Annotated in this window: 13 protein-coding genes; 4 read left to right on the forward strand and 9 right to left on the reverse strand. The window is 61.7% G+C overall.

What is annotated here, in order from left to right; genetic code table 11:
• The 8 genes from P9272_RS32960 to P9272_RS32995 all read right to left on the reverse strand — a co-directional run.
• A partial coding sequence (locus P9272_RS32960) for a formate--tetrahydrofolate ligase (protein ID WP_278164269.1) occupies window positions 1-148 on the reverse strand: 148 nt, incomplete at its 3' end.
• Window positions 149-466: 318 nt separating this feature from the next.
• On the reverse strand, window positions 467-1,591 hold the full coding sequence (locus P9272_RS32965) for a DUF2333 family protein (protein WP_278164229.1): 1,125 nt from the start codon (window positions 1,589-1,591) through the stop codon (window positions 467-469).
• A 219-nt stretch (window positions 1,592-1,810) separates the two neighbouring features.
• The gene (locus tag P9272_RS32970) at window positions 1,811-3,148 is read right to left on the reverse strand and encodes a DUF6638 family protein (RefSeq protein WP_278164231.1); all 1,338 of its coding nucleotides are present in this window, start codon (window positions 3,146-3,148) and stop codon (window positions 1,811-1,813) included.
• On the reverse strand, window positions 3,141-5,051 hold the full coding sequence (locus P9272_RS32975; protein WP_278164234.1) for an ATP-binding protein: 1,911 nt from the start codon (window positions 5,049-5,051) through the stop codon (window positions 3,141-3,143). Before P9272_RS32975 ends, P9272_RS32970 begins: the two co-directional genes overlap by 8 nt.
• A 24-nt stretch (window positions 5,052-5,075) precedes the next feature.
• On the reverse strand, window positions 5,076-6,221 hold the full coding sequence (locus P9272_RS32980) for a hypothetical protein (protein WP_278164236.1): 1,146 nt from the start codon (window positions 6,219-6,221) through the stop codon (window positions 5,076-5,078).
• Between the two features lie 34 nt (window positions 6,222-6,255).
• Window positions 6,256-7,344, reverse strand: a complete 1,089-nt coding sequence (locus P9272_RS32985) for a hypothetical protein (RefSeq protein ID WP_278164238.1) — start codon at window positions 7,342-7,344, stop codon at window positions 6,256-6,258.
• 332 nt (window positions 7,345-7,676) lie between these two features.
• Complete coding sequence (locus tag P9272_RS32990) at window positions 7,677-8,063, reverse strand: cytochrome c family protein (RefSeq protein ID WP_128258443.1); 387 nt, start codon at window positions 8,061-8,063, stop codon at window positions 7,677-7,679.
• Between the two features lie 89 nt (window positions 8,064-8,152).
• A complete protein-coding gene (locus P9272_RS32995; RefSeq protein ID WP_128258442.1) occupies window positions 8,153-9,010 on the reverse strand; it encodes a LysR substrate-binding domain-containing protein in 858 nt (285 codons plus the stop codon).
• Between the two features lie 97 nt (window positions 9,011-9,107).
• Between P9272_RS32995 and P9272_RS33000 the strand changes: the two genes are divergently transcribed.
• Window positions 9,108-10,007 carry a DMT family transporter gene (locus P9272_RS33000; RefSeq protein WP_278164241.1) on the forward strand — a complete coding sequence of 300 codons (900 nt, stop codon included), beginning with the start codon at window positions 9,108-9,110 and terminating at the stop codon, window positions 10,005-10,007.
• Between the two features lie 98 nt (window positions 10,008-10,105).
• Here the strand turns inward: P9272_RS33000 and P9272_RS33005 are convergent, their stop codons facing one another.
• Complete coding sequence (locus P9272_RS33005; RefSeq protein WP_128258441.1) at window positions 10,106-10,717, reverse strand: thymidine kinase; 612 nt, start codon at window positions 10,715-10,717, stop codon at window positions 10,106-10,108.
• A 230-nt stretch (window positions 10,718-10,947) separates the two neighbouring features.
• Between P9272_RS33005 and P9272_RS33010 the strand changes: the two genes are divergently transcribed.
• The 3 genes from P9272_RS33010 (at window position 10,948) to choV (ending at window position 14,031) form a co-directional block, all read left to right on the forward strand.
• Window positions 10,948-11,883 (forward strand): choline ABC transporter substrate-binding protein, encoded by a 936-nt coding sequence (locus P9272_RS33010; RefSeq protein ID WP_128258440.1) that lies wholly within the window; start codon window positions 10,948-10,950, stop codon window positions 11,881-11,883.
• A 115-nt stretch (window positions 11,884-11,998) separates the two neighbouring features.
• Window positions 11,999-12,853, forward strand: a complete 855-nt coding sequence (choW, locus tag P9272_RS33015; RefSeq protein ID WP_128258439.1) for a choline ABC transporter permease subunit — start codon at window positions 11,999-12,001, stop codon at window positions 12,851-12,853.
• A complete protein-coding gene (gene choV, locus P9272_RS33020) occupies window positions 12,850-14,031 on the forward strand; it encodes a choline ABC transporter ATP-binding protein (RefSeq protein WP_278164245.1) in 1,182 nt (393 codons plus the stop codon). Before choW ends, choV begins: the two co-directional genes overlap by 4 nt.
• Window positions 14,032-14,170: the final 139 nt, after the last annotated feature.

A 14,170-nucleotide genomic window follows, 5' to 3' on the forward strand; every position in this document is an offset into this window, starting at 1 on the left:
ACTTGATGAACTCGGCAGACACTTTGGCCTTGTCGTGACCATAGGGCAGCAGATGCTCGGTCGGGATGCCGATTTTGGCGCCGATCTCCTGGATCGGTTTTTTCCTGGCGGCGCGCGCAATCTCGATGTCGGACTTCACTTCGGCCATGACGGCTTTCCTCTGGAGTAGGCGGTGGAGGGGAGGGGTTCGATCATTCGTGCATGGTCGAAACGCCGCCCGGACGCAAGGGCATGTTCTAACCATGTCGTTGGCGCGGCGTCAACTTCCATGCAACAATGTTTCCTGTTAAGAAAGAGTGTTCCGTCGCCGGGCCTCTTCAAGGTAGTCTTTTCGGCCCTGGTCATTGCGCCGTATAGAAGCCAGAGCGGGGGCCGTTTCGCCGTCTCAAAACAGCCGCCTAATGCGCGAAAAGCGACAGGGGCGAAGGCGCAAATCCGCCATCTCCCCTGACCGCTGACAGCCGGGCTATTGGGTCAGAACGTTGCTGATCTCGACCATGTTGGAGCGCACGCGCAGGATGTAGAAGCCCATCGTCGTCAGATGCGTCGGCAGCAGCCAGCCATCTTCGCGGCCATTGGCTATGATGAAAGGCTGGATGCGCAGCGCCGAGACGAACTGCTGGTCCATCGTGTCCCAGAGATTCTGCAGGTGCTTTTCCTTGAGCACGCCCTCGAAGTCGGCCTGGGCACCCTTCATGAGGCCGTAATAGGCGTAGAGCTGGCCATAGGCGAACCAGAAGCGGTCGTCGGCGCGGGTATCGAACCAACCATTGTTGTGGTTTTCGGCGCGCTCCTTGAGAATTGCCGAGGTCGAGCCGATATCCGAGGCGATGCGGTCGATATATTGCTTGAGATTGTCGGCGCGCGCGTCGAAGGTCGCCTGGCAGGTGGCCAGACGCGCATTGAAGGAACGCAGCTTGCGCACCGCGTCGCGATAATAGCTAGGCGTCGGCGTCTTGGGGCCGAACGGGTTCAGCCCGAAATACCAGGTATACTCGTCGAACTGCAGATTGCCGCGCGCATCCTGGAGGTCGGCATCGATCTGCGAAGTCGTGCGCACGCGGCCGAGATTGTCGGCCAGCTCGGTCGCGGTGCGCCGCACCGCCTGGTTGATGCCGCGCTGGAAGGACGCCTTGTTGTCCATCCAGGGCGTGTTGTCCCAGTCGATGCCGAACAGGCCGAGCCTGTAGAGGATCATCGACGAGATCCAGGCATTCTGATTGACGTTGAAATCCGTCAGATCGGCGGCAACCTGGGCGATCGCCGAGTTGCCACAGGTTTTCGCCGTGTCCGTCCCGGCGCCGGCGGAAACCTGCTCGCCGGCAGAAACGTTGCGTTTCTCGAACGTGTAGGCGTCTGGATAGTTCGGGTTGAAATTATTCCACCACTGCGTGGCGTAGAAGAAATTCGCGTAGAGGCCGATCAGAACCAGGAGGGCAAGGCCGACCACGGCCTTCAGGATCCAGCTGCGCTGGCCGTACCAGCGGCCCACCCACATGAACGGCCACAGGACGATGCCGATGACGAAGCCGATGCCTCGGCCGATCCACTGGAATATCTGGGTGAAGAAGTTCACGATCGGGTCGAGCATGGCTGTGGTACCCCCTTAGAGCAGCTCACCGTTTCAAGGGAAACGGCGATCTGCCCTAACCCTTTGTTTTGGCGCAATTCCGGGCGGAAAACCGCCCACATTTTCCTTGGAATTGCTCTAGATCAGGACGACGTTTCGTTGGAACGTCATCCTGATCTAACTCTTTGTTGGAGCATGATCTTCCTCCGAAAACCGGTTCCCACTTTTCGGGATCATGCTCTAGTCAGTCAAACCGTAAAGGCGCGCGCGAAGCGCCACCTTGTCCTTCAAATATGTAGTTTTCAGAACATCCACAACATGGCTTCGCCAGGCGTCGCTGAAGCCGTCATAGTCCTTGTAGAAGCCCGGCTTGTTGAAGACGTAACGCGATACGAAGTCCTGAGGCACGAAGTCCGAGATCAACTGGTTGGTCAGCCAGGCTTCGGGGTGTTCAGGCTTGGCGCGCACGACCAAAAAACGCTGGCGCGGCGACACATCCTCAATCTTTAGATGGCCGAACTGGGCGATCTCGCGCTTGGCGCCATTGAGGAAGGGAAAGTTGCCGTCGCTGGCGATCAGGTCGGCATTGCGCTGAATCCAGGTCTGCAGCCAGACCTTGTCGACGTCGGTCAGGTTGCGGCTGGGTTCGGCGTCTCGGATGAGCGCGCGCACGACCATCTCGGCGCGGTGCTCGAGATAGCCGGAAGCCTCGATCCAGGAAGCGCGCGGCAGGTCGAGACGCCCGGTGGCGGCGAGGAAGCGGAACACCTTGTCGGCGTCGTTTATCGACAGGTAACTGACCTGCCAGGGGCGCGAGCGGCGGAAGCCGGGAGCAGCCGGGTCGCAGATCACCGTCGTCATATCGGGGTCGACGAAGACATAGAGACCGCCGAAATGGCTGGTCCAGTAGGCATTGTGGCGGAAGATCACCTGGTCCGGCACCAGGGCGTTCTCGCGGATGTCGCCGCAGACCTTGGCTAGATCGACCATGCGCTGCAGCATGTCGTTGTCGCGCCAGGCATCGGGCTCCTGCTTCAGCCGGTCGACCAGCTTGCCAAGCTCGGCCGCCTTGCCCAGCACGTCTTCGGCCGACAGCACCTTGAACTCGACCTGGTTGATCGACAGCAGGTCCTCGATGTCGTTGACCTTGGGAACGGAGTCCTCGATCTCCCCGTAGATGACGTCCTTGATGGTCAGCGCGTCGATGGCGCGCTGGTTCTTCGACATGAACTCGAACATCAGCTGCGAGGTATTGGAGAAGGCGGTGTGGACCACCGGCAGGTCGATCTGCGACGGCGTCAGGATGATGAAGCGGCGGTTGACCTCGTTGGGGTCGAGATAGTCGTAGTCGCCGCACTCCTCGGCGATCTCGGGCGAGAAGCCGGTGCGGTCGATCTGGAAGCTCTTAAGCTTGGTCGGCTTGAGGCCGAACGCGGCAAGAGCCTTGTTGTAGCGCTCGATGAGATGCGGCTCGTCGACGGCGAGCAGCCTGCCGTAGATCAGCTCGTTGTCGCGCAGGAGGTCAGGCTTTTTGGCGGCGGCCGGTGAGCCTGCCACTATCGGCGGGGCGCTAGGCATTCCACGCCCCCTTCTTCTTCAACTCCTCCATCTTGCGCGCCGCGCGCTCGCGCAGGCGTGCGTCACGCAACAGCTTCTCCACCGCCGCGTCGTCGGACTTGTCGGAGTAGCGGAATTCGGAATCGGCGTAGCGGTTGATCTCCTGCATGACCATGTCCATCGAAAATGGTCCGCGCAGTTCCTCAATCATCGCCTTCTTGTCGTCGTAGCTCTTGTGCATGAAGGCTTCCGGCTTCTCGAACCAGTCGTCCGGCAGCTCGATATCCATGGCGCGCATCTTGATCGCGTCGGTGACGTTCTTGATGGCGCGGCCGGTGAAGCGCGGCTCGGCTTCCTTGATCATGTGCAGATAGGTGCCGATATCGGCCATGGTCTTGGGCGCGCCATTCTCCTTCATGTAGCGCTCATAGACCTTCATCAGCCCGTCTTCCTGCGGCTTCTCATGCTCCTCATAGGCTTCGGCCACGGCACGCTGGATTTCCTGCGCGGCATAGAGCTCGTGCGCACCCAGCGGGATCTTGTGATTCTTGCCGGCGAGCAGCACGAAGATGTCGATATAGTCGTCGCGGGTCTGCGGGCCGTCGACCAGCCAGCGCGCGCCGGCCCGCTGGCGCAGCGCGTCGTCGACATTTTCGGGATAGTTGGAGAACATGCCGAAGGAGCAATTGCCGCGCACCACCGTCGAGGCGCCGGCGAAGGCGTCCATCAGCACGCCGGTGATCTCCTGCTGACCGGCGGAAGCGCGGTCGTCGGAGCGGCGCGCCGCCACCTGGTCGATGTCGTCAATGGTGCCGAAGCCGATGACGCGTGGATTGAGCACGTTGTTGATGAACTGGCGGCAGTTCTGACCTGACTTGCCTTGGTAGGACGAGATCTGGTCGACGCCGAAATTCTCGTAGGCGAAGGGATAGCCGGCGACCTGGCAGTAGCCGTTGACGAGGCCGGCGATCATCTGGATCAGCGTCGTCTTGCCGGTGCCTGGCGCGCCGTCGCCGATGAAGGTGAACAGGAAGCCGCCAAGCTCGACGAAGGGATTCAGCTCGCGCTCGAAGTCGTAGGCCATGAGCATCTTGGCCAGCCTGACCGACTGAAATTTGGCGATGTGGTTGCCGACGACCTCTTCCGGCTTCTTGAAGGTCATGACCAGCGGCTTGGAGCGCTTGCCGGGCGCGACGTCGAAACCGTCGAGGGTAAAATCGTCGACATCGATGCGGATATGCGCGTTCTCGAACGGGCCGATGCCGGCGAATCGGCCTTTGCGCGCCAGCAGCCCGTCGATGGCGACACGGGCAAAGGCGCGTGCCCGCGTCGTCAGGTCGGCGTCATCCTTCGAACCGGCGATCGCCTTGTCGAGCCCGGCGACGATCGACTTCACCGCGTCCTGCGTCGTGTCGAACAGGAAGTCGGGCTCGGCGATGTCGTTCGGCGCCTGGCCGTCGCTGTCGATCAACTGGAACAAATAGGAGGCAAAGCTGAAAGCGGAGACGTAAGCCGACGCCGACAGAAGCTTCTTGAAGGTGGCCGCTTCGTCGCCTTCCAGTGGCGCGCGCGCGTTTTTCGCCTGCAGGCTTTCGAGATCGGATCCTTCGGCGAAGACACCCGCTATGGCGAGCGCGATCGCCAGGCCACGTCGCGCGCGGTAGAGCAGTGTGTGCTGCGGGATCGTCATCAACTGGTCGTCGGGATGGATCGCGGCAACGGTCTTCGAGAGCTCGACCTCGCGCGTGCGGCGTACCGAGCCGACCGAAACGGTCGAGACGAAGCGGCGGTTGGTGCCGGCGAGCGCCGTGCCCGATTCGCGCGACGGGTCCTCCAGCACCACGATGCGGGTGATGAAGCTCTGCGCGGTCGCGCGGTGCTTTTCGATTGCAGCTTCCGAGATCGTGGTCAGGCCGGTGTCCATGAAGGATGCTCCGCGGTTTGACGATCATACATCGCTGATGACCTGTCCGTTGGACAGGATGTGGACCTTGTAGCCGGAAAAGATCTTCTGCGCTTCACCGGCGGCGTAGAGCGCCTGGTAGGCCTCGTGCGGGATCAGCGCATGGTTCTCGTAGCTCGACACGCCCTGCCGCGCCGCTTCGAGATCGTCGGTGTTGATGAAGAATTCTTGCGTCGTCTTCTCGCTGGAGAAAAGACCCCTGCGGCCGGGCTTCTCGCTCTTGGAAAAAACCTCCTGGATGGTCCAGGTGAGCAGCCATGCGTTTTCCGGCTTGCGCACCTTGGAGAGCACCTCGGCCACGGTCGAATTGTTGTCGGTGATACCGGCCGAGTAGAAGGGTCCCAGCACGACGCGACGCAGCTGCTTGGGATGCAGCGGTTCGAAATCCTTGTCGAGATTGACCGCGATCGTCGCCGGCGAGAGCGTGTAGGCCGAGTTCTTCTCAGTGAAGTCGTCGAAGCGGTGCGCAAGCTCCGGATTGAGAAGGCCGTCGACGGGAAGGGGGATGTCGACGTGCTCATTGAGCTTGCCATTGGCATCGACAAGCTGGCGCACCATGCTTTCGGAAGAGTCCTCGACCGTCACCATGTAGATCAGCGGCAGGTTGGCGCTGCCGTCGAACGTGGCCCAGTGGACGAGATAATAGGGCCGCATGGTCTTTGGGTTGACCGAGACCTTGGCCGTCTGCGCAAGCGTGAACGGGCCGAAGGTCGCCTCGCTCTTGACGTCCTCCAGATAGAGCCGCTCGGCCATCGATTTCTGCAGCGCTTCGGGAAACTCCTTGTGGCGCAGGATGAAGTCGGCCATTTCCTCGCGCAGCTCGCCGGTCTGCGGGATGTTGGCCAGGCGGGCATCGGCCTGCTGGCGGTCGTTTTCCAGCTCGAGCAGGTTCTGGAACACGGGATAGCCGCTCTCGGCGCGCGAGATGCGGAAGGTGTCCATGAAGCCCAGCCGGTTGCGCCAGCAGGCAAAGGACTTGTCCAGCCGCGCGATATATTTCGCGACGATCCTGGCGACGATGCCGTGCCGGTAAAGCGGCGAGCGGTCGTCGCGCATGAACACTTCCAGTCCGCCCAGCGCCGCCATGATGGCGGAGAAATAGCGGATCGCCGCGTCGTTCTCAGGTGTCATGGGATTGCCGTGGAGATGAGATCAGCGGCGCCGCCTATTGCTGCACGTAGTTGGCGGAATTGTGCTTTTTCATCACATCGTCGAAGCGGCGCGCGAAAGCGTCGTCGGCAAGTTTCTTGCGCCGCTGGATGTCGGCTGAAGCCACCATGTTCTTTTCATGCATCTCGAGCAGATCTCCGATATGCTTCTGCGAGGCGGCGCCGATGCCGGCCATGGTCTCTTCCGCCGTGTTGTCGACCTGGCTGCCCAGCGTGTTGATCTTGTGGGCGACGTCTTGCTGGGCGGCGGTCTTCAGTGAATCTTCCAGGGCCTTGTAGAGGACGATGCGCTGCTCGGTGTCGATGGTCAGCTTGTTGATCAGCGTCGACTGCGCGGCGATCTGGTTGTTGAGCGAATCGACGAAGGTCTGGAACATCGAGGTGTAGCGCTCCAGCGTCTGGCTTTCGGCGAGCAGTTCCTGTTCCTTCGCCTGTTTTTCGTTGTACTCGGTCGCCATTTTGGAGCGCTCGCCCTCGAGTTCGGTGCGCTCCTTTTGCGTCGTGGACGCGGCGATCTTGTTCTCGATGTCGAGCAGCAGGGGGTTCAATTCCTCGATGCGTTTCTGCACCGCTTCGAGGTTGGACATGGTCGCCTTGCGTCGCTCGATCACCTGCGAAAGGCTGTTCTCGGAAGTCTTGTAGCGCTGGTCGAGGATCTGTTTCTGCGCCTTTAGGATGCCGACAATGGTATCCGATTTCGCCAAAAGCTCCTGCAAATTGCCGGCCAGCGACATGTTGCGAACACGGTCGGTGCGCATACGCTGCTTGCGCTGCTCGGAGAAGACACCGACGAAGTTCTCCCAGCCGGTATAGCTCTTCATGCTCTCGAATTCGGCGCCGAAGACATTGGTGGCGTCCTCGAGGCCGATGATCAGGTCGGCAATGTTGCCTTCCATGACCTTCTGCTGCTTGAGCACGTCCTCGATGCGGGCGTTCTCAATGTCGAAATTGGCGTCGCCGATCTTCTTGTCGGCCTGAGCAAGCGTGTCAAGAACCGTGCCGGACTGCTCGATCTTGGTGCGCATGTCCTGCACGACCTGCTTGGTCTTGGCAATTTCGGCATCGAAATTCTGCAATGTCGCCATTGGGGCCTCCCGCTTCGGCATCCGTTTCCATGTCGTGGCGGCGAATATATGTGGGGCTTCAAGGGATTGAAAGAAGGAAGACAAGGAGAGGCGCCAAAACAAAAGAACTGGTCAGGTCCTTGAAATACAAGGCAAGCATGCGTAAGGCGCCCAGTAATGTGCGCCGCATTTAAATAGCTTTAGCTGATATGCCTTAAGCTCTTGGTTTTGCGAACAGCCAAGGTGATGAAACAGCGCCGGAAAATCTGTTGTGGCCGTGACGGCGAAATCAGTGATTCAGCGACCACCCTTTCGCGCGACGGTTGCGCGAATGCCGGTTTCTGCCGCGCCGATCAGGGCTTCGGGTCGGCCTTGAGATAGGCAATCACATTGGCGATGTCGTCGTCACTGGTCAGGCCGGTAAAGGCCATCTTGTTACCTGGAACCTTCTGCTTGGGTGCCTTGAGATATTCGGCAAGGTTGGCGTCGTCCCAGATCAGGCCGGCGGCGCCCGCATCCTTCATGGCTTGCGAATAATGACCGGCAAAGCTCTCCGCCGAGCCGGCCTTGCGGCCGACGACGCCCATCAGATGCGGGCCGACCTTGTCGTGGTCCGTCGCTGCCTCATGGCAGGCGATGCAACGATTGAAGACCTTCTTGCCCAGCGCCGCGTCGCCGGCATGGGCGGCAATGCCGCTTGCAATCAGGAAGAGCGCGGCGGACGAAATGGCTCTAAGCATGGCTGACCCCGGAGATTTCTGACTGTCGTTCTTATAGGGCGAAGCCTTGACAAACGCCACACCCCAGGGCCACCGACGATGTCCGCTGCTCAGGCATGCTGGGCCAGGTCGCGGCGCAGAAAATCATGCAGACGATCGACGGCCGCCGTCGTCGACAAAGGGTTGCGCAGGATGCCTATCTCTAGGTCCGGCAACACAGGCAGCCCCTCATTGGCACCGATGATGCGCAGCGACGGAGGCACGCTTCGCTGGGCAAGGCCGGCGACTGCGAGCCCGGCCTGCACGACCGCGACCAGCCCGAGCAGGGAGGCGCTGGAATAGGTGCACCGGTAGGATCGGTCGGCACCGCCGAGTGCCTGCAGCACATTCATCCTTGCCGCGCAGCCAGGCTCGAAAAGCGCGACAGGCAGGGGATCGGCCTCCCAGGCGACATGGTTGGGCGAGGCGACCCAGACAAAGCGCTCCAGCCTGATCACCTCGAGCGGCTGATCCGGCAGGCGGGTGACGATCGCCAGGTCGAGCCGTCCCTCCGCCAGGGTCTTCACCAGCGCGGTCGACTGCTCGCACACGAGTTCGACAGTGACCAGTGGGTGATCCTCGGCAAAACGCGACAGCACAGGCGGCAGAAGAAAGGCCGCGTAGTCGTCCGGCACACCAAGGCGCACACTGCCTGTCTCCTTCGGCCGGGTGACGCTCGCCCATGCCTCGTCGGACAATTTCAGCAGCCGGCGCGCATAGATGAGGAAATCCTCGCCGGCCGCATTGGGGGTGACCGTTCTAGGGCCCCGCACCAGAAGCTGGTTGCCGACCATGTCTTCCAGCCTTTGCATCTGCATGCTGACCGCCGACTGGCTGCGACCAACGCGAGGCGCCGCATTGGAGAGGCTGCCGCTTTCGACAACGGCGACGAAGGTTTTCAAGAGGTTGAGGTCGAGCGGAGCGGCCATGGCGCTATCAGCATATCGAATAGATACTCACAAATCTATTCGCTTGATTGAATTCGTTGCGGCTGGCCAGATGATCTTCGACCCGTTTGGAGAGCCGATGATGAGGGAGATGTCGATCGCCCGCTTCCCCGCCGAGAGCCTAGCTCTGGCGATGGTGATCGCCGGCACGGTTGGCGCCTTCGTTACGGAATCGGGACAACATCCCGTCACCGTGGTGTTCTGGCGATGCGTGTTCGGCTCGCTGTTTCTGGCCGCGTGGTGCCTGTTGCGCGGCTACCTGCCGGACCGGACGCTGTCCCCATCCCGGCTTGCGCTTGCCGCGCTCGGCGGCGTTTGCATGGTGCTGAGCTGGACGGCCTTCTTCGCCGGCTTCGGCATGACATCGATCGCGACGACGACAATCGTCTACCATGTCCAGCCGTTCTTCGTGGTGCTGATCGGCGTCATCTTCCTCAAGGAACGCATCTCGCCCGACCAGATCCTATGGATGCTTGGCGCGTTCCTCGGCGTCGTGCTGGCCAGCGGCCTTGTCGTGACGCATGGCCATGCCGACGCGAGATGGGCGTTGGGCATCGGGCTGACGCTGGGCGCCGCCCTGCTTTACGCGGTGGCAACGATTCTCGCCAAAGGCCTTGGACAACAGCGAGCGGAGATTACCGTGCTTTGCCAGACGTTGGTCGGGGTCGTGCTGCTCGCCCCGCTCGCCGACATCGGCCATCCCATCCCGCGTGCGTCGTGGGGCTGGCTGGCGGGGATCGGGGTCCTGCATACCGGCATCGCCTATGTGCTGATGAATTCCGCCTTTCCACGCCTGAAGACGCCGGTGATCGGCATCCTCACGTTCATCTATCCGGTCGTCGCCATCATCATCGACTGGGCCTTGTACGGCCATCCGCTCGGACCGGCGCAGGCTGCCGGCATGGCGCTGATTGCCCTGGCGACCCTCGGCGTGCGGCTTGGCTGGCGGTTTCCCAAGCGGCGCGTCTCGGCCGCATGACTTTGGCAGGTTCCGCAAAAGTGTCCCACGGTTTTGCGATCAGAACCTGCGGAACTAAAGGAACTATCCGTGGGCACCCCGCGGATATCTGCTTAGGATCAACCGCTGGTGAAGCCAATGAAGTCGTCGGGAGCAGCCCTGCCCATTTCCTCTTCCCAATGTCGGCGGCAGAGCGAAACATAAACATCCTTGCCGATAGCGACCTGCTGGCCCTGCTTCGCCACTTTGCCGTCAGAGCCGAGCCTGACGACCATCGTGGCCTTGCGGCCGCAGCGGCAGATGGTGCGCACCTCGCGCAAATCGTCGGCGATCGCGAGCAGCGCGCGCGAGCCGGAAAACAGCTTGCCCTGGAAATCGGTCCGGAGGCCGTAGCACATCACCGGGATATTCAGCCGGTCGGCGATGCGGGCAAGCTGCCATACCTGCGCCTCCTCGAGGAACTGAGCCTCGTCGACGAACACGCAATGCACGGTCGTATGTTCGTGATGCTCGGCGACTCTGGCGAAGAGATCGTCGCCGTCGCGGAACATCTCAGCCTCCGATTCGAGACCGATGCGCGACGAGATCAGCCCGTTGTCGCCCTTGCGGTAGTGGCCGGCGACGAACAGCATCGTCGACATGCCACGTTCGCGATAGTTGTAGGACGCCTGCAAAAGCATTGTCGTCTTGCCCGCGTTCATCGTTGCGTAGTGGAAGTAGAGCTTGGCCATAGGTGCTTTTAAGCCGACTTGCCGCGGCGCGGGAGGGGCCCCCGGCGCCGTCCACCAAAAACTCCATGTCGTTCAAAAGCCTGTCATGTCGCTTAATGGCCAGCGCGCGCCGTTCGTCGTGATGTTGAAGCGCTTGAAACAGTTTCAAAATGGTGTTTGGCTGACGAAACAAGGCGGGCGCAAGAACCGTGACCTTCGCATCGCCCAAGAATTGCAATGGGAGAAAGTTCATGTCGCATATGAAATCTATCGTCGCAGGCATCGGCCTTGCGGCGCTTCTGACCACGACGGCCGCTTATGCCGGCGATCCGGCGAGCTGCAAGGCGGTCCGCCTGTCGGACGTCGGCTGGACCGACATCCAGGCCACCACAGGCCTCACCTCGGTGCTGCTCACCGCGCTCGGCTATCAGCCGCAGACGATCCAGCTTTCGGTGCCGGTGACCATGGCCTCGCTGAAGAACAAGGACCTTGACGTCTTCCTCGGCAACTGGATGCCGTCGATGACCAACGACATCAAGGACTACACGAAAGAGGGCTCGATCGAGACGATCAGCACCAACCTGACGGGCGCCGGCTACGGCATCGTCGTGCCGACCTATGTCGCGGATGCCGGCGTCAAGACACTGACCGATCTCGGCAAGTTCAAGGACAAGTTCAACGGCAAGATCTACGGCATCGAGGCCGGCAATGACGGCAACCGCATCATCCTCGACATGATCAAGAACCCGGCCGACAATCTCGCCGGGTTCGAGCTGGTCGAGTCTTCGGAAGCCGGCATGCTGACGCAGGCCGAGCAGTCCATGAAGAACAATGAGTGGATCGCCTTCCTCGGCTGGACGCCGCATCCGGTGATGGGCGCGATGAAGATCACCTATCTAGACGGCATGGGCGACAGCGGCTTCGGCGCCGCCACCGTCTACACCATCGTGCGCAAGGGCTACACGACCGAATGCCCGAACGCCGGAAAGTTCATCTCCAACCTGAAGTTCAATCTGGACATGGAAGGCCAGATGATGGATGCGATTCTCAAGGGTGGCGATCCGCAGACTGTCGCGACCGATTGGCTGAAGAAGCATCCGGATGCGGTTGCGCCCTGGATAGCTGGCGTCACCACCTTCGATGGCGGCGACGCGGCTGCGGCAGTCAAGACCGCGCTCGGGGGCTGATCCGCCGGCATAACTCCGAAAAAGGGCAGCCCTTGATGAGGCTGCCCTTTTTCATATGCGTGGAGACGTGAGAGGATGACCGCGCGGCAAGCGCGGCGAAGCCGAGAGGGGAAAGATGGATCCGATTTCTAAGTTCCTGACCGATTACAAGATCCCGATCGGGCCATGGGGCAAGGCGTTCTTCAGCTTCCTGACCGATAATTTCGACACCATCTTCCGGGCCTTCTCAAACGGGCTGAATTTCATCCTCGACGGGGCGGTGAACCTCATGCTGATGGTGCCGCCGGTGCTTCTGGCGCTGGTCATCGCGATCATCGCGTGGTTTTTGCAGCGTTCGCGGCCGCTCGCCATCGGCGTCTTCCTCGGCCTGATCTTCATCATCAACCAGAACCTGTGGAAACAGACGGTGCAGACGCTGGTGCTGGTGGTTGCCGCAGCCGCCATGGCGATGGCGATCGGCGTGCCGCTCGGCATCTGGGCCGCGCACAAACCGAAGGTCTACCGCGTCATGCTGCCGGTGCTCGACCTGATGCAGACGCTGCCGACCTTCGTCTATCTGATCCCGGTGCTCACCCTGTTCGGGCTCGGCAACGCGCCCGGCCTCATCGTCACCATCATCTTCGTCATCCCGACGGCCGTCAGGCTCACCCATCTCGGCGTGGTCTCGGTGCCCAAGGCAATCATCGAGGCGGGCGAGGCCTTCGGCGCCACCAAGCGCCAGCTCCTGTGGAAGGTGGAACTGCCATCGGCGCTGCCGACCATCATGGCGGGGTTGACGCAATCGATCATGCTGTCGCTGTCGATGGTGGTGTTCGCCGCGTTGATCGGCGCCGGCGGCCTCGGCACGGAAATCAACCGCGCGCTCGGCTCGCGCCGCATCGATCTCGGGCTTGAGGCGGGCCTCGCCATCGTCGTTCTAGCCATCGTGCTCGACCGCATGACCCGCATCGGCGTTGGAGGCAAGAAATGACCGTCGCGGTTGATTTCAAGAACGTAGACATCGTCTTCGGCGCCGACCAGGCAGGTTCGCTGGCGCTGATCGACCAGGGCGCCACGCGCGCCGAGATCCTGGAAAAGACCGGCAATGTGCTGGGCTGCGCCGGCGCCAGCCTCACTGTGCACGAAGGTGAGATCTCGGTGCTGATGGGCCTGTCCGGCTCCGGCAAGTCGACGCTGCTGAGGGCCGTCAACCGGCTCAACGTCGTGTCGCGCGGCCAGGTGCTGGTCAAGGACGGCGACCGCACTGTCGATGTCGTCACCTGCGATGAGGCGACCTTGCGGCGGCTGCGGCAGAAGCAGGTGGCCATGGTGTTCCAGCAGTTCGGTCTGCTGCCGTGGCGCACGGTCGAGGAAAATGTCGGTTTCGGCCTCGAGCTTGCCGGCGTGCCGGAAGCCGAGCGCAAGGCGCGCGTGCAAAAGCAACTGCAGCTTGTCCATCTCGATCAGTGGGCGAAGAAATACGCGCATGAGCTTTCCGGCGGCATGCAGCAGCGCGTCGGCCTCGCCCGGGCCTTCGCCACCGAGGCGCCGATCCTTCTGATGGACGAGCCGTTCTCGGCGCTTGACCCGCTGATTCGCACCAAGCTGCAGGACGAACTGCTGCAGCTCCAGGCCGAGCTCAAGAAGACCATCATCTTCGTCAGCCATGATCTCGAGGAGGCGCTGAAGATCGGCAGCCACATCACGATCATGGAAGGCGGCCGCATCGTGCAGACCGGCGCGCCGGAAGACATCGTCTTGCGCCCTGCCAACGACTATGTCCGCGACTTCATCGCCAATGTGAACCCGTTGTCGGTGCTGACGGCGTGGAACGTGATGCGGGACCGTCGCGACCTGGAACAGGGCGAGAATGGCTGGGTGTGGCTCGACCGTCGCAAGACGACGCGCTTCAAGATCGACGAGCATGGCCTCGTGGCCGCGGCCGAGCGCGACGGCAAGCCGGCGGTATGGGTCTCCTGCGCCGATGTCGAGCGCCAGCCGGAGGAAGGGGCGCAGGTGTTCTGGGCCAATCCCGGTACGCCGCTGAAGACGGTGATGCTCGCCATGCATCGCTCGCAGACGGCGCCGGTGGCGCTGTTCGACGAAGGCTCGCGTTTCGTCGGCGCGATCGGCATCAGGGACGTGCTGAGCGCGGTGCTGCGGCGATAGCCGTCTGCGCAGGCGAACAGTATCCGGTCTGGACGTTTCCCGCGGCGAGGCGGGTTACGGGACCGACAATGCGTCAGCGTACGCGGACAGCTCGTCTCAGCAAGGCCTTTTGAGGTTTCTGAGCGATCAACCCGTACCG

Source organism: Mesorhizobium sp. WSM4976 (genome assembly GCF_029625685.1).
Lineage (GTDB): Bacteria > Pseudomonadota > Alphaproteobacteria > Rhizobiales > Rhizobiaceae > Mesorhizobium.